This window comes from Rossellomorea vietnamensis (genome assembly GCF_008180415.1).
Lineage (GTDB): Bacteria > Bacillota > Bacilli > Bacillales > Bacillaceae_B > Rossellomorea > Rossellomorea vietnamensis_C.
On sequence record NZ_VTEI01000008.1, the window covers coordinates 84907 to 105707 of the forward strand.

At 39.5% G+C, this 20801-nt stretch carries 22 protein-coding genes and 1 riboswitch; of the genes, 16 read left to right on the forward strand and 6 right to left on the reverse strand.

Features of this window, described 5'->3' with window-relative positions:
• Positions 1-301 precede the first annotated feature (301 nt).
• Together FZC78_RS15720 and FZC78_RS15725 are read right to left on the reverse strand one after the other, a co-directional pair.
• Positions 302-1216, reverse strand: coding sequence for a GNAT family N-acetyltransferase (locus FZC78_RS15720; RefSeq protein ID WP_148940987.1), 915 nt, complete (start codon positions 1214-1216; stop codon positions 302-304).
• A 753-nt stretch (positions 1217-1969) separates the two neighbouring features.
• Positions 1970-3325, reverse strand: coding sequence for a TrkH family potassium uptake protein (locus tag FZC78_RS15725; protein ID WP_148940989.1), 1356 nt, complete (start codon positions 3323-3325; stop codon positions 1970-1972).
• Positions 3326-3491: 166 nt separating this feature from the next.
• Between FZC78_RS15725 and FZC78_RS15730 the strand changes: the two genes are divergently transcribed.
• The 5 genes from FZC78_RS15730 to FZC78_RS24875 all read left to right on the forward strand — a co-directional run bounded on the left by FZC78_RS15730 (position 3492) and on the right by FZC78_RS24875 (position 8867).
• Positions 3492-3827 (forward strand): hypothetical protein, encoded by a 336-nt coding sequence (locus FZC78_RS15730; protein WP_148940990.1) that lies wholly within the window; start codon positions 3492-3494, stop codon positions 3825-3827.
• 844 nt (positions 3828-4671) lie between these two features.
• A complete protein-coding gene (locus FZC78_RS15735) occupies positions 4672-5874 on the forward strand; it encodes an HD-GYP domain-containing protein (RefSeq protein WP_148940992.1) in 1203 nt (400 codons plus the stop codon).
• A gap of 126 nt (positions 5875-6000) precedes the next feature.
• Positions 6001-7200 (forward strand): hypothetical protein, encoded by a 1200-nt coding sequence (locus FZC78_RS15740; protein ID WP_148940994.1) that lies wholly within the window; start codon positions 6001-6003, stop codon positions 7198-7200.
• A gap of 150 nt (positions 7201-7350) precedes the next feature.
• Complete coding sequence (locus FZC78_RS15745; RefSeq protein WP_148940995.1) at positions 7351-8604, forward strand: ATP-binding protein; 1254 nt, start codon at positions 7351-7353, stop codon at positions 8602-8604.
• Between the two features lie 62 nt (positions 8605-8666).
• A complete protein-coding gene (locus FZC78_RS24875; RefSeq protein ID WP_148940997.1) occupies positions 8667-8867 on the forward strand; it encodes a Fur-regulated basic protein FbpA in 201 nt (66 codons plus the stop codon).
• A 46-nt stretch (positions 8868-8913) separates the two neighbouring features.
• Here the strand turns inward: FZC78_RS24875 and FZC78_RS15755 are convergent, their stop codons facing one another.
• Complete coding sequence (locus FZC78_RS15755) at positions 8914-9816, reverse strand: aldo/keto reductase (RefSeq protein WP_148940999.1); 903 nt, start codon at positions 9814-9816, stop codon at positions 8914-8916.
• Positions 9817-9980: 164 nt separating this feature from the next.
• A riboswitch (TPP riboswitch) is annotated at positions 9981-10091 on the forward strand.
• A 130-nt stretch (positions 10092-10221) separates the two neighbouring features.
• On the opposite strand from FZC78_RS15755, the gene FZC78_RS15760 reads away from it, so the two are divergent.
• The 7 genes from FZC78_RS15760 (at position 10222) to splB (ending at position 15251) form a co-directional block, all read left to right on the forward strand.
• Positions 10222-11226: an ABC transporter substrate-binding protein gene (locus tag FZC78_RS15760; RefSeq protein WP_148941001.1), complete on the forward strand. Its 1005-nt coding sequence runs from the start codon at positions 10222-10224 to the stop codon at positions 11224-11226.
• 14 nt (positions 11227-11240) lie between these two features.
• Positions 11241-11531 (forward strand): thiamine-binding protein, encoded by a 291-nt coding sequence (locus tag FZC78_RS15765; protein ID WP_148941003.1) that lies wholly within the window; start codon positions 11241-11243, stop codon positions 11529-11531.
• Positions 11528-12316, forward strand: coding sequence for an ABC transporter permease (locus FZC78_RS15770; protein WP_148941005.1), 789 nt, complete (start codon positions 11528-11530; stop codon positions 12314-12316). The genes FZC78_RS15765 and FZC78_RS15770 overlap by 4 nt, the downstream gene beginning before the upstream one ends.
• On the forward strand, positions 12294-13031 hold the full coding sequence (locus tag FZC78_RS15775; protein WP_187444960.1) for an ABC transporter ATP-binding protein: 738 nt from the start codon (positions 12294-12296) through the stop codon (positions 13029-13031). The genes FZC78_RS15770 and FZC78_RS15775 overlap by 23 nt, the downstream gene beginning before the upstream one ends.
• Positions 13024-13812 carry a TatD family hydrolase gene (locus FZC78_RS15780; protein WP_148941009.1) on the forward strand — a complete coding sequence of 263 codons (789 nt, stop codon included), beginning with the start codon at positions 13024-13026 and terminating at the stop codon, positions 13810-13812. Before FZC78_RS15775 ends, FZC78_RS15780 begins: the two co-directional genes overlap by 8 nt.
• Positions 13813-13965: 153 nt before the next feature.
• Positions 13966-14211, forward strand: coding sequence for a transcriptional regulator SplA domain-containing protein (locus FZC78_RS15785; protein ID WP_148941011.1), 246 nt, complete (start codon positions 13966-13968; stop codon positions 14209-14211).
• 11 nt (positions 14212-14222) lie between these two features.
• Entirely contained in the window at positions 14223-15251 is a 1029-nt protein-coding gene (gene splB, locus FZC78_RS15790) for a spore photoproduct lyase (RefSeq protein WP_148941012.1), read from the forward strand.
• A gap of 154 nt (positions 15252-15405) precedes the next feature.
• On the opposite strand, the gene FZC78_RS15795 is transcribed toward splB, so the two are convergent.
• Positions 15406-15786 carry a hypothetical protein gene (locus tag FZC78_RS15795; protein ID WP_148941014.1) on the reverse strand — a complete coding sequence of 127 codons (381 nt, stop codon included), beginning with the start codon at positions 15784-15786 and terminating at the stop codon, positions 15406-15408.
• 367 nt (positions 15787-16153) lie between these two features.
• Here FZC78_RS15795 and FZC78_RS15800 point away from each other — a divergent pair, with 367 nt between their 5' ends.
• The gene (locus FZC78_RS15800) at positions 16154-16444 is read left to right on the forward strand and encodes a hypothetical protein (RefSeq protein WP_148941015.1); all 291 of its coding nucleotides are present in this window, start codon (positions 16154-16156) and stop codon (positions 16442-16444) included.
• Positions 16401-16826 (forward strand): GNAT family N-acetyltransferase, encoded by a 426-nt coding sequence (locus FZC78_RS15805; protein WP_148941017.1) that lies wholly within the window; start codon positions 16401-16403, stop codon positions 16824-16826. The genes FZC78_RS15800 and FZC78_RS15805 overlap by 44 nt, the downstream gene beginning before the upstream one ends.
• Before the next feature lie 49 nt (positions 16827-16875).
• Here FZC78_RS15805 and FZC78_RS15810 read toward each other — a convergent pair whose 3' ends face one another.
• A complete protein-coding gene (locus FZC78_RS15810) occupies positions 16876-17988 on the reverse strand; it encodes a histidine kinase N-terminal domain-containing protein (RefSeq protein WP_148941019.1) in 1113 nt (370 codons plus the stop codon).
• A gap of 375 nt (positions 17989-18363) precedes the next feature.
• Between FZC78_RS15810 and FZC78_RS15815 the strand changes: the two genes are divergently transcribed.
• Entirely contained in the window at positions 18364-18831 is a 468-nt protein-coding gene (locus FZC78_RS15815; RefSeq protein WP_148941114.1) for a helix-turn-helix transcriptional regulator, read from the forward strand.
• 138 nt (positions 18832-18969) lie between these two features.
• On the opposite strand, the gene FZC78_RS15820 is transcribed toward FZC78_RS15815, so the two are convergent.
• On the reverse strand, positions 18970-19479 hold the full coding sequence (locus FZC78_RS15820; RefSeq protein WP_148941021.1) for a universal stress protein: 510 nt from the start codon (positions 19477-19479) through the stop codon (positions 18970-18972).
• Positions 19480-20297: 818 nt separating this feature from the next.
• On the opposite strand from FZC78_RS15820, the gene FZC78_RS15825 reads away from it, so the two are divergent.
• A complete protein-coding gene (locus tag FZC78_RS15825; protein ID WP_148941023.1) occupies positions 20298-20630 on the forward strand; it encodes a hypothetical protein in 333 nt (110 codons plus the stop codon).
• Positions 20631-20801 lie beyond the last annotated feature (171 nt).

A 20801-nucleotide genomic window follows, 5' to 3' on the forward strand; every position in this document is an offset into this window, starting at 1 on the left:
ACCGCTGAGTACTTTATTAAGGAACTAACAAGCGCTTTCCCTATAAGATCAGGAGCCCGCCAAGCGGATCCGGGTATTTAGAATGGAAACCAACACTCTTTCATAATACCGGAAGCAGAAAAGGTACGTTTTTATAATTTTAAATCTATGTTGGACATATTCAGTGCACTCCTTCTGAGATGGATTTTCTTTATGCTTTAAAAATATATCTTTGCATACAAAAAGGTCAGAGCCTTAAGCTGCTGACCGAAAAGTTTATTTCAGGAAGCCCCACTCAGTTTAACGACCATTTAGGACTAAGTTATACTAAGTACATATCCGATATTGATTTATTTCTAATGAATCCCATGGCCTCGTAAAGCTTAATCGCTGAATTGCCTTTAATGACGGCCAAGCGGGCAGCTGGATATCCTTTGCTCGATATGTTTATAGAATGGGTTAACAGGAACCGTCCAAGCCCCCTGCGTTGATGTTCAGGGTCAACAGCTAAACTCATGATCAGAGGATAATCTTCAAATTCCATGTGGAGGCACACACCAACGAGTTTGTTAGTATTCTGATCTATGATCACCCTTGAACACTCATCCATAATTTTATTACTTTGATATTTTTCAATGAATTCCTTAATATGTTGAATATAATCCTCTTTGGAGCCGATTTGTTTGTAAGCTGGATTCGCTTGATAGGATTTCATAATTAAACAGGCTATATCATTGGTGTCTTCGGGTGCAACCGATTTTGATAGATATCCTTCAGGAAGTGCAGGCACTAGTGATTGTGTTGGACGAATCATCCAATAATTAGTTTCTTGAACCCGGCATCCATTTTGCTCGAAAGCTGCTGCGTGTTCTTCTATAATATCTCTTAAAATGATTTTCTCTTCAGTCTTCGATACCTTTTTTAAATAGTTTAAAAGCCTGTAAACTAATCCCTCATAATCCTCATAGGGAGGTACCACAAACAAATCGGACATGAAATTCGGCTTTAGGAATACACCGCCAATGATCTCTTCATCCTTCATGATGAAGTATCCGCAGTCAAAAATGGAGGCGATTTCTAACATTGTTTCCGGAGACCTTCTAAAAAAGTAGTCTGCATATTTTTGGCCATAATAAACGGAATAGTATCGCAAGTATTCTTTAGGTTCTTGATAAACTAATGTAATTCCATCTTCTAATGAGATCAGTTCCTTCATGGCTGCAACCTGTTCACTCATATTGTTCTCCTCTTCTTCGATTACTCTGTATTTTAACAGAGTAATCACTTTTTTCTATATTTTAACATAACTTTCAAATTCTACTTTCTCTAAAATCAGTCAGCGGTAATATTGATTTGATCAAAAAAAGCAGTGGTCTAGGTTCCACTGCACTGAGAATATACCGAATTTTAGTAGCAAATCCTCTATAACCAAGAATAAAGTCAACTACACCTCCATAAATGAGAAGAAAGATTGACTTAATTCTTACCACCCATTGAATGTGTTACTCTTTTTATCCCATTAGCTTTATGATTTTTGATACATTAGCCTGGCGGGCATGGGACGTACTTTTTCAACTAGTCGCGGGAAAGATGCGGATTCAAGGATCTGGTAAAGTGACCAGCGGTACCGAACAGCCAGTTACAGCACTTTGGCTAGTTATATAGAGGGGAAAATTCCCCTTAATTACTAAAAAGTTTTTGAAAACAGCTTAAATAGAGGGAAAAACTCCCCTTATTTTTCCCCCGCTGTATACTTAATTAGAAAATAACAAGCTGCTTTTGCGATAAAGCCCACTCCACCGTGCGCCAGCCCAGTGGAGTCGTGCATCTTAAACGGAAACCAACACTTTTTATAGTACCTAACGAGAAAAAGGCAGAATCGTTCTTTGAAATGAACGATTCTGCCTTTTAGATTTTGTTGAACTTTTTCAGTGGCCACTACTGGGTCCACTGCTTTTTAAGGGAAATGATTTCATTGATACATTGATTTTTACCCGATGATGACTTTTTCTTTAGGATAATTATACAAAGTTTCTTTCTGCTTAATGCCCAGGATAACCAGGAAAGTGAGAAGTCCGATTCTTCCGATAAACATCAGGGCCATTATGATGAGTTTGCCGATAACGGTTAAATCAGGAGTAATGCCCATTGATAGTCCAACGGTTCCGAATGCTGAACAGATTTCAAATAAAATTTCCAGGAATGAATGAGACTCGGTAATCGAAAGAATGATTAGAGAACCGGCACACATAAAGCTGGCAAGCAATGTTACGGCCAGTGATTTAATTACATCAGCCTGATCCAGCTCTCTGCGGAAAACCTTAATCGTTGACCTTCCTCTTGCAAAGTTGATAAGAAAAAGAATATTAATGGCAAATGTCGTGGTCCGTATTCCGCCTCCAACTGAACTTGGCGAAGCACCAATGAACATCAACATACAGAGAATGATGAGAGTAGGCTCCGATAACTGGCTGACGTCCATGGTCGCCAGCCCTCCGCTTCGGGTTGTCGTAGATTGGAAAAACGCATAGAAAAAAGATTTATGCCAGGATAAACCTTGAAAAAAACGATTGAATTCTATAACAAGTATCAGAATTGTTCCTACTACCATAAGAGAAAAGAAGGTAACGGTTGTCAACTTAGTATAAAGAGAAAAGTGAAACCTCACCCGCTTATCATTATTTTTCATGAGAAAGTCTTTTAACTCGATTAATACAGGAAATCCAATCGCTCCCAGAGTAATCAAAATGATATTGACACACTGAACAAAGTAATCATCTGCATATGGAATGAGTGACTGCCCGGTGATATCGAACCCGCCATTGGTTGTAGCACTGACACTGGCGAAAAGCCCATGCAGATAGGCATCCTCCCAGACAGGATAATACTTTAGAAAATATGTACCTAGTATAAGAGCACCGACAGATTCGATTAATAGGATGATTAACAGGATTTGTTTCATTAAGTTGACTAAGCCGGAAAGGTTAGATTGGTTTTGATCGGTCATTATCAACCTGCGTTCTTTCAAACCAATTTTTTTCCCTATAATCAGCCATAGGAAGGTTCCGAGGGTCATGATCCCGATGCCGCCTATTTGCAGGATGAATATCAGAATAAAGATGCCTGCCGTACTAAAGGTGTCCACTATCTGAATAACAGTAAGCCCTGTGACACTTATGGCGCTTACTGCGGTAAACATAATATCAATGAAACTTAAATCTACACCCGGCTGGGCAGTTATTGGCAGACTAAGTAATAGGATTGAAATTCCAACTGCCGCACAATAGAAAACTACAATTAACTGGGCAGGAGATAGTTTATCAATTCTATCTTTTAAACTGGACATAAGAAAATTCTCCTTTTGAGATAATAGCTATTTAACACTATACCACATGGTACAGGGAGGTAAAATATAAAAAAAAGATATTGGAATTTAATTCCTACTCAAAATTGGTGATCTTATGGTACAATCTTAAGAATGAACAATGGTATTTGGTGAAAGGAGCATTAAAATGGCCAACGTCTTTAACAATTCTACAGTGATTGCTATTATTATTGCTTTTTCCGTGTATTTTATCATCAGGGGAATTGCAATCTTCTTAGGAAAAGCAGGCAAAGGTTATATGGAGAAAAGAAACTTGACTACCGAAAAACTGTTCTTCCATCTGATTGGAAGTTATTATATTTTTACTGGTTTATTAGGACTGTTCATCCCTAAGCTACAATGGAAAACAGAAGATATCTACTACACAATTGGAATTTACGCTTTGGTCTCTGTTTTCTTCTGGCTCGCCATCGATTTCTTGATGAAGAGGAACAGCAACATAGAGCAAAAACTTGCGGATTGATCAAAAGGCCCTGACTCAGAGGGCCTTTTTTTATTTTGACAAAAGGTCTTGTAGACCCCTGGCTATGCCGGTGGTTCCAGAGAGTTTATAGCGTGGCATAAGACACCATCTTTCTATAGAATAAGCCGGTTCCCTATTACTTCATGCCATTCCAGCAGAAGGGGAGGTATCCTTGCTGATTGGCATTAATAAACCCTAAAATAAGCGGAGTTTTTCCGGTTAAGCTTTAGTATTGAATGTGATTTTGGGGGTATATAAGCGGAAGTTTTCCGCTTAAGCACAGCAAAACGAACCATTTTCGCATCTTTTATACAAATAAGCGGAATTTCTCCGCTTATTTCTCCACGTTTTTTCAGCCGTAATAAATAGCAAGAGAAACTAATTCATTGGGCCTTTTAGGCCGAGGCTGGTAAGGAAGGCTTCCAGCTGCAGTTCAAACCACCAGTTTAAACTGGTGGTTTGTTTTGGCTAAAGAATTAACTATTTCATAAAAAATAACCGGTAGAGTTTTAAAAAAGCTTTTTTATCTTATAAGGGAAGGTAGCAATTCAGGGGGATGGCAGTACTTTAGTCCCTTTTTACAGGGCTTCTATTCAACCGGCTGAATAGAAGCCGATATACACAATAGAAAGTGATCTTCGAAGAAAAATAATGAATTTATTGGATTTATTCCACAATAGCAGAAATATGGTTTTGAAAATATCAGCTAATATGAAATATCAGCTTAAATAAGCAAAATAAACTATTCCACGTATAGGACTTTTGCTATAGAATGAAAAATGTCTAATGATGACAAGTGAGCACTTTTTAAACATAATTCCATTTGCAGCAAGTGAGGCCAGCCATGTTAAAAAATATAAAAGATTCGACTTTGATTTTTGAAGAAAAAAGGACACTAAAATGGTTTTTAGTTTTGTTTTTTACTATTTCGATTTTGTATGACGGATTCTTCTATTTTTTTAATCCATTTGTTACAAATGGTGAAATTGGATTTAAATCGAGTTTTGGATATATTCTCTACATAATTTTACTTCTATTAATCCCTGTACTGTTGGTGGTTTATAAAAATAACCAACATAGAATCAAGTATGCTTTTGTAATCAGCTATATGGTTCTTAATTTAGTCAATGACTTAACAATTTATGGCGGAAGCGGGATTGAATATACAAGCGGAAATGTAGTTGAACTATTTTTGATTGTATTTTCGCCTATCTTTGTCAGTGAACTATTTTTCCTGGTCATCACTGGGTCTGTTTTTTTGAAATACGTAACAGTAGCTTTTTTTATTCATGATATGAAAGTGATTTTTCCGGCTATTCTTACTTTGGTGATTTCTTCAATGGCTTATCTGTTATTGAAAAGAATTCTTGGGTATGTGAGTGCGATAAAATTATCATATAATAAGCAGCTGGAAGCTATAGTGAAAGGTATTATAGCTACTCTGGAACTAAAAGATCCCTATACTAAAGGACATAGTGAGAGAGTCGCGAACTATGCTCTTATATTGGCGAAAAAGATGGGGAATTTCACGCAAGAAGAATTGAATGCATTTTACTATGCTTGTTTGCTTCATGACATTGGGAAAATTAATATACCCGATCAAATCCTTAGGAAGCCTGGCAGATTAACTAAAGAAGAGTTTGATATTGTAAAGACTCATCCAGTAGTCGGGACCAAAGCAATTGAAAAAGTTGAAAATTTAAATGATAGTTCAGGTGTCATACTCTCTCATCATGAAAGGTGGGATGGAAAGGGATATCCTGAAGGACTAAAAGGGATGGATATTCCAATCTTGGCAAGAGTCACTGCGATCGCAGATGCTTTTGATGCAATGACATCGACAAGGTCATACAGGGAAGCATTGCCAGTTGGAACTGCATTTAATAGAATTCTTGAAGGGAAGGGCACACAGTTTGACCCTGATCTTATTGATATATTTAAAGAAGTCTTTACTGAATGGGTTTCACTTCATAAGCACTATCAGACATCAAGCGACCTAATCCTGAATTCAAGAATCAATACACAAGAGAGTGAGGTGGGATTATGAAAATCAGAAAGCTGAATAAGTTGAAGCTGACTTGCTGGTGGTGCTATTTATGGAAAGCTTGATATGGAAAAGGGAGACTTGGATCTATTCAGTCTCTCTTTTTTTTAGGGAGGATTGGCTAAAGCGATGAATAAACAAAGCATAATAACTTTAGTTCCATATGATGCAAAGAAAGATAGGAAAAACTTTATTGTTCAGAATAAAATGACACACGAATATTTTGAGATACCGGCTCTTGCAGTAAAGGTTATAAGACTGTTGTCAGAAGGAAACTCAATTGAAAATGTTCAAGGGAAAATGGAAGATGAATTAAGAAAAGAAAATACAAGCGTAATGGAATTCATGGAAGTTTTAATAGAAATGGACTTTATTATTAAAATCGATGATGAAAATATCAAGGTATCCCCATCTGTGGAAAAGGTTCCTGCCCAATTTTTGTGGATTCCTCCTTTGGCAGGAAAGGTGTTTTTTAACAGAGTTTCTGCCATGATTTATTTTTTCGTATTCCTTCTTACAATTATTTTATTTATGAAGTTCCCCGCTTTAATTCCTGTTTACCAGGACCTGTTTTTATATGACTTAAATATGGTCAACATTCTCTCGGTTGCTTTAATATCTCTTCCGTTTGTACTTATCCATGAAGCCGGACATATACTTGCCATCAGGTCTAGAAACCTCCCAGCTCGATTGGAAATAGGGACCAGGCTGTTTTTTATTGTTTTGCAAACTGATTTAAGCGAAGCTTGGCAGCTTTCCCCTAAAAATAGAACCACATTATACCTTGCAGGCATATGCTTTGATATAGCAGTATTATTTACTTGCTTAATTCTTCAACTGTTTTTTTATGAAATGGAACTCATAACAGGGGTACTTCGTCTAATAAGTCTAACAACCATTTTAAGACTTCTATATCAAATCTGTTTTTTTATGAAGACTGATTTGTATTATGTATTGGAAAATCTGACCGGTGTGTATAATCTCATGGAAAATTCGAAAGCTTATCTGATAAATAAGATGCCATGGGGACAGAACCATGAGGAAGAGGAGGTTTACGAAGGTGAAGAATGGTTAGTAAAATCGTATAGTGTATTATATGTTTTTGGAACGGTAATAATGGTCGGACTATTAGCTGTTTATTCTTTTCCGCAAATAATTTTCATATTAAAATTAATGTTTACGAATATGAAAGAGCCTATAACAGCAATTGAATTCTGGGATGGTTTTTTTGTTTTGCTGCCGTTTTTAACGTTCTCTTCATTCCTCGCAGTTTCATGGTATAAAAAGTTTGCCGGCACAAAAGAGTCAAAAAAAAATAAGGCTGCCTAAAAGAATTTTAAAATGAGATACTATTCTGTCAAAAACGATAAAATTCTACATAATTCTACAATAATTTACATTGAGTCTTTTTTACTATATCATTATTTATGGTAGTCCATTAAAGTCATTCTAGCATGAATGAAATTAGAGGAGTAAACAATGAACAAACAAAAGCAATCCAATAAATCCTTCTTCCTAGAAGGCGAAGAAATCAAAGCCCTAAGACTTTTTCTGGCGTTGTTCTATATTTGCCTGATTATATATGATGTATTTTATTATTATTTACTCCCATATTTAAGTGAAAGAAATAGTTTTGGTTTACCTGACGGGGGACTTGGTTTTTGGTACCATCTGATTTTTATTTTATTTCTCCCTATCTCCATGTATATTAATAAAATTGGAAAAATCTTTGCAGTAAAGTACTTTTATCTATTTGGTTTTCTTACTGTAGACATATTGAATAATATCTTGATTCAATTAGAAAATAACAGTAGCAATATGGGTATCGGGAATGCAGTCGAGTTAGTATTTATACTTTTTTCTCCGCTATTCATCAATAAGCGTTTCTTTTGGTATACTTCTGCAGGCTTTATTTTTAAGTATGCTCTGTTGGCGAGTGTTTTCCAGCAAGGAAGTATGGTATTAGCCATTTTTCTGTACAGTATTTTTTCTCTTATATCATTTATCATTCTCAATCGTTATATATCCAATATGAAGACACGAATTAAAATGAACGACGAACTCCGCCATGCAGAAAAACTCGCAGCTGTCGGAAGGTTCGCTACATCAATAAGCCATGAGGTCAGGAATCCCTTGGCATCGTTGAAAGGTTTCACTCAGCTGCAGCATGAGAAGCATCCTGAAGACGGCGAGTACTATACGATAATGACAAATGAAATAGAACGGATTTCCTCTTTGCTTGATGATTTGTTGGTAATCGGGAAGCCAAAAGGGATGAATTTCGAGATGCAGGATATCAATGAGATCATTGAGTATGTACTGAAAGTAATGGACAGTGATGCCATGAATCAGGGCGTCGGCTTCCTTAGAGAATCAGACGATCTTCCATTGATCGAGTGCGATGCTAAACATGTCAAACAGGTTTTGATTAACTTGATTAAAAATGGTATGGAGGCCATGCCTTTTGGCGGAGAGGTTGCCATTAAAGCAGAATTGCAGAATTCAGAGATGATCAAGCTGACAATAAAAGATGGAGGGCAGGGGATTTCTAAAGAAAACCTGGCCCACCTCGGGACACCTTTTCATACGACTAAATCGGATGGAACCGGCCTGGGGTTAATGGTAAGTTTTAAGATTATCGAAGAACATCATGGGTCTATCCAGTATGAAAGTGAAGAAGGGAAGGGGACCATTGTATCGGTCAGCCTGCCGGTCAAACAGCCAAACTTTTAAAATTTTCTTCCTGAGGTTAGAAAATATTAAAAGCGGGTATACTCTCTTCGGAGGGATAAACCGTGCAGCAAAGAAAACTAAGTTCAACAGAAGATTTTTATATTAAACAACTACTTCGAATTGGAATTTATAAAGTATCCGATAAACAGCTCTATGAGTTGAGTAAAATTGAATTGCAAAAAGAGTATCTTGCACACTATGTGGAGAAGTCGATCACCAAGGTTCTCGGTGACAATGAATTAAGCGGCGAAAGATATGTATAAAAAAGAATCCTGCTTCTATGCGCAGGATTCTTTTTTATGGTAGAAATTAAGGTACGTCATGCCCCATGGAGCTTTGAAGAATCTCAAACCATTGATTAGGATCAAGGTGAATATCTTGAGAAGCAGCAGCATTACGGATTCTGTCCAGCTTCCCGGACCCGATGATCGGCATGATTCTAGACGGATGATTCAATAACCAGGCATAGATGATTTGATCAATGCCATCCGCATCTTTTTCCGCACGGATTTTTTCCAAGGTGCCGCGAAGGCGTGCAGCCTTCTCATCACCACTGGAAAAGATCTTTCCACCCGCCAATGGCGACCAGGCCATGGGAGGGATCCGGTTCTGAAGGGCGTGATCAATTGTGCCGTCTTCAAAGTTTTCCAGTACATAGGGTGATAACTCAATCTGATTGGTTATCAGAGGAAAGTCAAGATAGGACTGAAGCATGCTGAATTGGTGGCTCTTGAAGTTGGAAACACCAAAGTGGCGAACTTTTCCTTCTTTATGAAGCTGATTGAACGCCTCAGCAGTTTGTTCAGGGTTCATAAATGGATCCGGACGGTGAATGAGAAGCACATCTATGTAATCCGTTTTCAGGCTGGCCAGCGAGTTTTCCGCTGACTCCATGATATGTTCCTTGCTTGTATTATAATGGTGTGTCTTGTGTTCCGGGCGATTAGTAGATGGCAGGATAATTCCGCATTTAGTGACGATTTCCATCTTCTCTCGCAATGATGGTTTTAAAGCCAATGCCTCACCGAATAAATTTTCACATGTATAACTGCCGTATATGTCGGCGTGATCAAAAGTAGTGATGCCTGTTTCCAATACCTCTTCAATCAGCTTCAAGGTTTCTTCCTTTGATTGATTCCAGTCGGACAGGCGCCACAGACCATGAATGAATCTTGAGAAAGTCAGGTCATTTGTTAGTTGTACTCTTTCCATCTGTCTCCTCCTCGTCTTTTCTCTTTCCATCAATTATAGCTTGAATGATCAAAAGTTCAAAATAAGAGTACTTATACGCTTAAAAGTGATAAATCCTGTGATGTTATTTCTTGAATTTTAGGGAATAGTGTGTCAAAGTAAAGGATGGAAATGAATTTAATATGCGAGAATAGTGGGGGGACCAGTGGAGCTGGTTGAGATTGTATCCTGATAGATACTGACCCTTGGAACCTGATCTGGCTGAGACCAGCGTAGGGAACATATTCTAAACGGTCATTCTGTTTTCAATATGCGTCCCGGGTCCATTCCGGGACGCTTTTTTATTTGATGAAACAGACTGCAATTTTAATATGACAGGTTCTATAGATGACTCGTAAATTTTTTGACCAACAGGGAGGAACCTTAATGAAGAAGGCATTTGCGATTCTATTCTCGGCTGTTTTAATCACCGGCTGCGGACAGAATAACAATGAAGGACAGAACGAAAACGGCAGCGGGAGTGAATCTGAAGCGCTGAAGGAAGTTTCGGTTGTATTGGATTGGACTCCGAACACAAATCACACCGGTTTATATGCAGCAAAGGAAAACGGTTATTTTGAGGAAGAAGGCCTTGATGTGGAAATCATCATGCCTGGTGAAGCGGGTGCGGATTCCATCGTGGCTTCCGGACAAGCTGATTTTGGTGTCGGTTACCAGGAAGGGGTTACGCAGGCCCGGGTGCAGGATGTACCGCTTGTATCGATTGCAGCGGTTATTCAGCATAATACTTCCGGCTTTGCTTCCCCGGCAGATAAGAATATAGAAACGCCGAAGGACTTTGAAGGCAAGACCTATGGCGGCTGGGGATCACCAGTTGAAGAGGAGGTAATGGCTTCTATCATGGCTCAGGAAAACGCTGATATATCGAACGTGGATATCGTTAACATGGGTGACAGTGACTTCTTTACTGCTGTTCAAAGGGACATCGATTTTGCCTGGATTTATTATGGCTGGACTGGAATCGAGGCTGAACTTAGAAATGAAGATATCAACATGATTTATTTAACAGACTACTCGGAAAAGCTGGATTACTATACCCCGGTTCTTACGACGAATGAAGACATGATTGAAGAAGACCCGGAAACAGTTAAAGCATTTTTAGCAGCCGCTTCAAAAGGGTATAATTTTAGTATAGATAACCCGGAAGAGGCCGCACAAATCCTTATTGATGCCGCGCCGGACCTTGACGAGGATCTTGTTAAGAGAAGCCAGGAGTGGCTGGCTTCCAGATATACCGACGATGCTCCACGATGGGGAGAGCAAAAGCTGGAAGTCTGGGAAAACTATGCCGATTGGATGTTCGACAACGAACTCCTGGAATCAGAACTTGACGCTGAACAAGCGTTTACCAATGAATTCTTGCCGGAATAAGAGGTGATCAGAATATGAAAAATAGTTTAGTCAGTATACAAATAATACCTAAAACCAAAAATGGTGAAGATGTGATCCCTTATGTGGACGCTGCCATTGCAGTCATTGAAGATTCAGGAGTGAAGTATGAAGTGCATCCTTTGGAAACCACTATGGAGGGTGACTTGACTGAATTAATGAACGTGATTGAAAAGATGAATGAAAAAATGATCGAATTGGGAAGCAGAAATGTGATTTCCCAGGTGAAGATCCTTTATCAGCCAAGCGGGATTTCCATGGATCAATTAACGGAGAAATATAAATGAGGAATAGATTCCTTCAAAGGGGATGGCGGCCTGCCGTGGCCATCATCCTCTTGTTCATTATTTGGGAAATCGCTGTCCGGACTGCTGATATCCCTGCGTGGCTGCTTCCTTCTCCATCCCGTGTAGGGAGTGAAGCTATTACTGTTTGGCCAACTTTTCAAGAGCATCTGACATCTACGGTATTCTTGACACTTCTTGGCTTTTCGATTGGCTGCAGCATCGGGTTAATTGTGGCAGTGGGGCTTCACCTCATTCCGATCTTGAGGGAGTCGGTGTATCCGCTGCTGATTCTCTCGCAAAATATACCGATTATTGTCCTTGCGCCTCTATTGGTGGTGTGGTTCGGCTTCGGACTGCTGCCGAAGATGATTGTCATCACGCTAGTCTGTTTTTTTCCTGTAGCAGTGCCAGCATTGGATGGTTTCAGGCAGACGGGCAATGAGCTTAAGCATTATATGCAGATGGCTGGCGCAAGCAAGATGCAGATCTTTCGAAAGCTTGAATGGCCGCATTCTCTTCCTTCCATTTTTTCAGGGTTGAAGATTTCGGCTACTTATAGTGTGATGGGTGCCGTCATTTCAGAGTGGCTGGGGGCCAAACAAGGAATTGGGGTATTTATGACCCTGGCTTCATCTTCCTTCAGGACGGACCGGGTATTTGTTGCCATTTTTGCTATTATGCTGCTGAGCCTGGTGTTCTTTGCTTTAATCATCGGCATGGAAAAATGGCTGATCAAATGGCAGCCGAAAGGAGATGAGAGAAGTGGAAAAGTTGAGAATCGATAATCTGAATAAATCCTTTGATAACCAGCTCATCCTGGATAATCTCTCCCTTTCAGTCGGCGATGGAGAATTTCTATCCGTCCTCGGTCCTTCCGGAAGTGGAAAGAGCACTCTGTTTCATCTGATAGGCGGGCTGTATTCCCCGGAAAAAGGAAGTATCAAAATCGATGGGGAAAATATCAATGGGCGCAGAGGTTTTATAAGCTATATGCCGCAGGCCCCAGCCCTTTTACCGTGGCGAAACGTAGTTGAAAACGTATTGCTCGGCCAGGAGTTGTCCGGGGAAAAGGACAGGGAAGGTGCCCTCAGAATGATAGAGAGAGCAGGTTTGGATGGATATGAAAAAGCATACCCGCATGAGTTATCTGGCGGTATGAAACAGAGGGTGGCATTCATACGGGCTTTGCTCAGCCCCCAGCCAATCATTTGCCTGGATGAACCATTTTCAGCACTGGATGAATTTACCCGTCTGGATATGCAGAAGTGGCTTTTATCCATCTGGGAGGAGAATAAAAAAAGCATCATTTTTGTAACTCATAACATCGAAGAGGCTCTGTTTCTTTCAGACAGGCTGATTGTGCTTTCCCAAAGGCCTGCTTCTATCAAGAAGGAATTCCAAGTTCCTTTTACAAGGCCGCGTGATGAAAGTCTCGTGCTCAGTGAGGAATTCCTTCAATGCAAAAAGACAATATATAAAGAGCTGGCCGTTCATGAGTAAGGAACTGAGGAGTCGCATCATTGATTCACATATTCATTTTGATTTATATCAACCCCTCCAGCAGGATTTGATTTTATCGGACATTCATCTTGGGAACATCGCTGCTCTTATATCAGTGTCCTTTCATCTGAAGTCCTGTCATGAAAATCTCCGGCTGTCCCGAATGGATGGAAGAATACGGCCGGCTTTTGGTCATCATCCCGAACAGCCTCTTCCTTCAGAAGGAGAACTGCAAAGTATTCTGCAGTTCATGCAGGAACACAGAGAAACGATGATTGCTGTCGGGGAAGTCGGCCTGCCTTATTATCTAAGGCAGGAGCATCGGGATTTGGAGCTTGGTCCTTATATAGAATTACTAAAGGTGTTCATCAGCAAGGCGAAGGCCTTGGAGAAACCAATCATACTCCATGCTGTTTATGATGACGCAGATCTAGTGGTTCCGATGCTTGAGGAAGCGTCCATCCATAAGGCTCATTTTCACTGGTTCAAAGGATCTTCCAAGACGCTTAAGAAGATGAAAGAAAACGGCTACTATCTTTCGGTAACTCCTGATCTTTTATATGAAGAAGAAATTGTGGAGATTGTAGATGCTTATCCTCTTGAATTAATGCTCGTTGAGACGGATGGCCCTTGGGAATTTGATGGTCCCTTTAAAGGGCAGATGACACATCCCAAAATGATTCACAGGACAATTGAAGCCATCGCCAAAATCAAACATGAAAGAGTGAAAGATGTGTATTCTATTCTGTTGAAGAACACAAAACTACTTTATTCTTTATAGCGGAAGCTTTCTCTCAAAGGAGAAGGCTTTCTTTTTTATACTGAATAGAGAAAAATAGCGCGTTTACTATAAACCCAGAAAAACCCACCTATAAAAAACAGACCTTTTAGGAAAAATGAATACATACTGTTTATTCGAAAGGATGTTTTTTAGATGGAGTTAAATAATGAATTGTCTCCTTATCAAGCGGGGGATGTTGTATATGTGATGTATCGAAATCCCCATACTCAAAGTGTAGCGAATATTCAGGAAGCTGCGGTGGTCCACAATCCTGACGATCCATCTCAACTTGCCTTATTTTTATATGAAACCTATTATCCGCTGGATGATGAGATAGCTGTTTACCAGACGGCCGACCAAGCTGAACAGGCCTATCAAAGCTATTTCGGCGATATATAGGAGGGCATGATATGATCAAACCATTTATGCCTCAGTTAGTATATATTGAACCGGGAGCACTTGAATATCCTCTCGGAAAACAGCTGAAAGAGAAATTTGAAAAGCTTGATATCGAAATCCGAGAAACGACTTCACATAATCAGGTCCGGAATCTGCCTGGAGATAATCACTTCCAGAAATATCGTGTGGCGAAATCGACTTTGGTGGTAGGTGTAAGAAAAACACTTAAATTCGATACTTCGAAGCCGTCTGCCGAATACGCTATTCCATTTGCTACAGGTTGCATGGGACATTGCCACTATTGTTATCTGCAAACAACGATGGGAAGCAAGCCGTACATACGAACCTATGTTAATGTAGATGAAATTCTTGATGCGGCAGATAACTATATGAAAGAACGGGCCCCTGAATTCACCAGGTTTGAGGCAGCCTGTACATCCGATATTGTCGGGATTGACCACTTGACTCATTCTTTAAAAAGAGCGATTGAACATTTTGGGGAATCAGAGTACGGCAAGTTAAGGTTTGTAACCAAGTTTCATCATGTCGATCACTTGCTGGATGCTAAGCATAATGGAAAAACAAGATTTCGCTTCAGTATCAATGCAGACTATGTTATTAAAAACTTTGAACCTGGAACATCGCCGCTTGCCAAAAGGATCGAAGCAGCTGGAAAGGTAGCGAGAGCAGGGTATCCGCTTGGCTTTATCGTTGCGCCAATCTATCTTCATGAAGGCTGGGAAGAGGGCTATCACCATATGTTCGAGCGCCTGGATGAGGAACTCCCGGACTATGCAAAGAAAGATCTTACTTTTGAATTCATCCAGCATCGTTTCACCAAGCCGGCCAAACGTGTCATTGAGAAAAACTATCCAATGACCAAGTTAGAGCTTGATGAAAATCAAAGAAGGTACAAATGGGGGAAATATGGGATAGGCAAGTACATTTATCAAAAAGATGAAGAGCAGGATATCAAGGACAACTTATACGGTTACATGGAAAAATTTTTTCCAGATGCGAAGCTGGAGTATTTTACGTAATCTAAAATAACTTTAAAGAGTGGCTTTGAATTTGATTGGTTAAGCAGCTGATGTCAATTAGGCTGGTTTTATAAAAACTTTGCTGAAATCTAACTTGGTCACAAATATAACTACAAAGAAAACCACCTGGTCATCAAAGTGACGAGGTGGTTGTTTATGTGATCGTATTTAATACGTCTTTAAGACTCTTTACTTTTAAAGCGAGCGAATCACAAATTTCCTGGTAAAAAACCCATTCTTCAATAGGATTTTTCGCTCTCTTTTTCGGATTGGGCAAGTTCCAATGGACGACTTTATTCTGGCAGTGCGGAGGAATCTCAAAGTCAAGATCCTCTTCGAAATCATGGATGGCAATGATGACAGAAGCTTCGTTAAGCTTATGGGAATCTGCTCTTACCCTTTTTTTCTTAGAGATGTCTATACACAACTCATTCATGGCTTCCACACTGAAAGGGCTGGATTCTGTGCTTGACCATCCGCCACTGTCGAATTTCCAGCCGGAAATATCCAATATCTGTGCCCAACCTTCTGCCATTAGACTTCTTTGGTGACTGGGAGACAAAAAGTATATTTCGTTCTGTGTCATTCTATTGAAGTCCTTTCTTATTAAGTTAGGCTGTTTTCGCATATATTGCTGCTTTCGGAAAAATTCCAAGAGCCGGATTTATCGAGGGAGAGCAGCTCTTTTCTTTTCAGAGCTACCAGCTATTACCCCACTAGATATGGTTATTTTCGGAATTAGTATCAAATAGCAACAAAGTTTACGAAAAGAGCCTTAAGTTAAGATAGTAATCAATACCCTTTACAGATGAAAATACTCATAAATTAGAATAAATTAATTGGAATTTACTTCCGGATATTTTACGATTAAGTAAAAGGGTGATGAAGCGGAGGTACAGTTTATGAATTGGAAATTGCTCGAGGGCGAGGGGTACAGCACGTTTGAATGGAATGGAAAAGCAAAAATAATCGGTAAAAAAGAATTTGATCATTTAGAAGCTCTTCTAAATCATACTGAGAAGAAGAGAGTAACTGTGGCAGTGCCCGCCGGATTAGGCTGCTCTGAAAAAAAATTAAAATACTTAGGATTTAATAAATGTAAAGGAAAGGGAAGTCTACTTCAGGAATTTGGAGGATGTCGCCGGTGGGGTGTCAGATTCAATTCTTACAATTATCGAAGAGCCAGAAGCTGAGTCAACATTAAACTGTTTGATAGACATACTGGATGACCGGCAGGAAGCGGAAAGTATAATCAACTCACTTACTTCCGAGGTGGCGCCAGACAAGTTCAAGATAATTCTTGTAAGAATGGGAGGAAAGGCTGCTGGACTCTATATTCCCCATATAGAACCTTGTACTGAGGATGAGGGCAGACTTTTCTTTTTTGGGGTCATGCCTTACTTCAGAGGCTGTGGATATGCTGCGGAAATCCACAAAACTGCCTTAGCATCTTTAAAGAGTCTTAACGCAAAGGTTTATGCAGGCGTCACCGACTCGGACAATCTGGCGATGAAAAAGGTTCTTGAAAGAAATGGATGCACCAAATCATCTTCGCTTGAAATCTATAAACGGTAAAAGGTTCGGGCTGTCTCTCGAAGAGGCTTCTTCAAAAAGACCGGCCCTTCTACTTTGCGGGCAAAGTAATGATAAATGAAGTGGATTCATCAGTGGAATGACATGTAAGCTTACCGCCATGCTTCTCGACAATTTCATTGCAGATAAATAGTCCAAGGCCGGTTCCATCTTTCTTTGAGGTGACAAACGGCTCAAAGATACTGGAAAGTATTTCGTCAGGAATTTTGTCACCGTTGTTGGTGATGGTGAGGCAGAAGGAGCTGCCCTGTAAGGTCGTATCTATCCAGATTTGAGGGTCGGCTGCCCTGGTGCTCAATACATCAATGGCATTAAAAATGATATTGATAAGGACTTGTCTAAACTCCTCTTTCCAGCCCATCATTTCAAATTCTTCTTCGAGATTCTTAATGATAGTGACATTGACTTCAAGGATTCTAGGATACAAGAAAGCAAGCGCCTCTGTAATTAATCCATTGAGGGAGAATGAAGTCTTTTCGGTCATGACTGAAGACTTTTTGGACAGCAGCAAGAATTGGGAGATTCTGAAGTTAAGCTGATCAAGTTCGGACGAGATGATGTCTAAGTAAGATAGATTGGGATTATCCGCTTTTAAAAGCTGAATGAATCCATTGATGGAAGTTAGCGGGTTTCTGAACTCGTGAACAAAGCTGGACGTCATTTTGCCTAACAGTGATAGTCTGTCTTCATGATGAGAATCGATATATTGCTCTTTTTCTTTGATGATCTGATCCTTCATATGGGAGTAGTGGGATACTGTATAATATGTAAATTTATCGAAGAAAAAATTTATCTTATTAATTGTGCGCTGTAAATCCGCCCATTCACTGCTTAACCCTCCTAAGTGCTTGAGGACTTCAGATCTGCCGAGATTCAAGTTATAAACAAACTCCCCGATATTGGTTTCAGCCTCGAGCCTCTTTTTGGCAATTCTATACGCTTCTTCTTGAACATATGGATCCAAGTCAGTCTGCGGGAGATGAAAACCTTCAATGAATTTTTCAAAGACTTGAAGGCCTTGATCGATGATTTGTTCTTTTGTGAAATTTGTATCTGAAGGAGAAAGCTGATCGGTCCACCCTTTTAGAATTTCTGCTTTATGGGCAATAAAGAAATTAATCACTTCTTTTTTTACAGGAGACATTTTCTCACCTCTAATCATCAAAGTCAATTTACAATGTAAGGGTTTGACTTCTTATCTTTATATAATACTTTTAATAAAACCTCTACTATTAATATATCTTTAATCACGCACTTTTCACAGAGGGAATTGGAAAAAACACCAAAATTATCTGAAAATTACCGTTAAATCAAAAATTAATGTCTTAAATTACTAGATTATCAGCCCTTCAAATTGGATATTAGTAAATAAATTCAATCCATTTAAAGCTGTTATAGATGATTTGCTTTGAAAAATTCAGTCAGTAGTATCCGATTACTATTTAATAAAAGTAAAATGGTCAAAGCTCTATGCTTGTTGTAAAATTACACTAAAGGATGACTGGAAGGTGGGTCTATGATGACAAAAGAAGAATTGATTCTGCTGGTTTCTGAAAAAATAAAAGTAATCCGGGCCGAAGCCGGATATACTCAAGATAGGATGGCCTCTGTCATTGGAGTGTCCAAGAAAACTCTGGTGCAAATCGAAAAAGGCAGGCTGGTAGCGGGATGGACAACAATCGTTGCAGTTTGTGCGCTTTTTCGCAGCAGTGAAACCCTGATGAATTCTTTTGGAGGTGACCCTCTTGAAGTCATCGAGGTCATTGCTAGGGAAGATATTGATTACCGTAAAGAAAAAACCTTTGGCGGGAAAATTTGGTGGAAAGAAGTCAATAAAGACGGCGGGTATATTCTTCAGCAAAATATCATCAGCAACCACTACCGGATTTTGGATGAAGATTACTATCGCATTTACAGTACGTTTGATAAAAAAATGGCGAAGGACCGCATGAATGATCTTCTTGCCCAGCAGGATCGGGAAATATAAAAAAGCTGCTTCTAAAAAGGAACGGCACCATAACTTTCCTGCCATGAAGGAATGAGTTCTTCTTTCATAGGGGTATCCGTTTTTTGGTGTCATCCCTTGATGAGACAGCCTATTTCTTATTGCTTCTGATTATTTAACTTATTTAACGATTAGAATACTGCTTGCACAATTATGTGAAACTTTCTCACTGACGCTTCCAAGGAACCATTTCTTAATGCCTGTTTTGCTGCTGTTGCCCACGACAATAATGTCTGCTTCATGGTCATTTGCATAGCTGCAAATGCTGTCAGCCTCTGAACCTGTAAGCAATTCATAATTTGCATGAATGCCTCTCGATTCAAGATCTTCTCTTACAGCTTTAAATTCATCTGTGTTATTCTGCTTTTTGATAGGGTGTCGATTTTCAATCTTATTGTCATAACTATGAGGCAGGTTCTGTGCATCAAGAGAACCTAGTCCGGTATGGGTGACATCAAGTGAACGAGTGAACTGTTCCGTTCCCTGTTCGTCTTTATAACCGCTTTTATCCGTGACATGGACTACGGTCAGATTAGCCTCTTTATTATGAGCAAGTAGTTCGACCGATTTTTCAAGAGCCTTCCTGCTTCCGTCAGTATGGTCGTATGCAAGTAAAATATTTTTAAACATCCGCTTTCACCTCTTATTTGAAATGTATTAGTTTAGCTTGCTGCCGCTTATTTCTTGAATGAAGCCCTTATTCCATTGAAGGAATCCAAAAAGGAATGATGGTTTACTACATTCATAGCTGCTCCATCATTCCTTCAGAAAAAAATTAAATTAATGCAAGAATCGCACCGATTACTACAATAGCTCCGATGATCATTAGAATTGTACGGATCATGAAAAACTCACCTCGTCTAATAAATTAATTAGTTGATATCTTGTTTTGTATTCTGCACTTAATTAGGTAGTACCCCTCCCAGATTCTCCTTAAACATTGTAAATCCCTGTAAATTAAGCTTCCTTCCATACTTCACCGCATTAAAAGGGACAGGCTGATTGCCCTTTAATGCGTTAAATTATCGTAAAAAAGGAAAAAGACAATTCATGGAAGAATAAAGTGAATGGTGTAAGGGGGAAAGACTATGAAACTGATTTTGGTAGAGGGAATTCCCGAATCGGGAAAGACAACCGCTTGCGGATACATAGGAAAGAAGCTTGAGGAACAAAGAAATTGAACGAGGGTATATTTAGAGGGTAACCTAGATCATCCGGCTGATTATGAAGCAACTGCTTTTGTTTCTGCTGATCAGCTGCAGGTATCAATTAAATTTCCTGAATTGAAGGAGAAGCAAACTTTTCAACAGTATGCTGGAACTCATGCAGGTGTGCTGATTCCGTATTATTAATTATCGCAGGCGGGTGAACTTACAAGTGAATGTACAGCTGAGCTTAGTAAATATGATGTGAACGAATTGCCGCCGGAGCTCTATAAGGAATTAATCTTGAATAGATGGAGTACATTTGTTGAAAAAGTTAAGGCAGAAGACTTTATAATCGCGGCGGATTGCTGCTTCATGCAGAATCCTCTAACCATGCTGATGGCAAAATACAACGAACCTTGTCATAGCATCAAAAAGTTCATAAGTGAGGTTGAGGAGGTCATTCTCGATATTAATATATCTAGATCCTCTTTCGGTACAAGAAGTGTTAGAAAATGTGAAAATGAAAAGGTCACCGGAATGGTTCAAGCATCTTTACAGCAGTTATACCAAGCAGGAATATGGGAAAGTCCATTCATTGCCGGAAGGATTGGAGGGAGTGGTGCAGCTTCTTGAGGATCGGGCAGGGTTGGAAAAACAACTGATATCCCATCTTACAATTAAGCTTGCAGTCATTCCGGTTTCAGTCCAAAGTCGAAGGACAGAGGAGATCCTGGCTGAGATTTTTTAGCAGCATGCGGCTTGCCGGAAGGGAGTCTTACTAATGTGCAGGGCGGAAGAATGGAG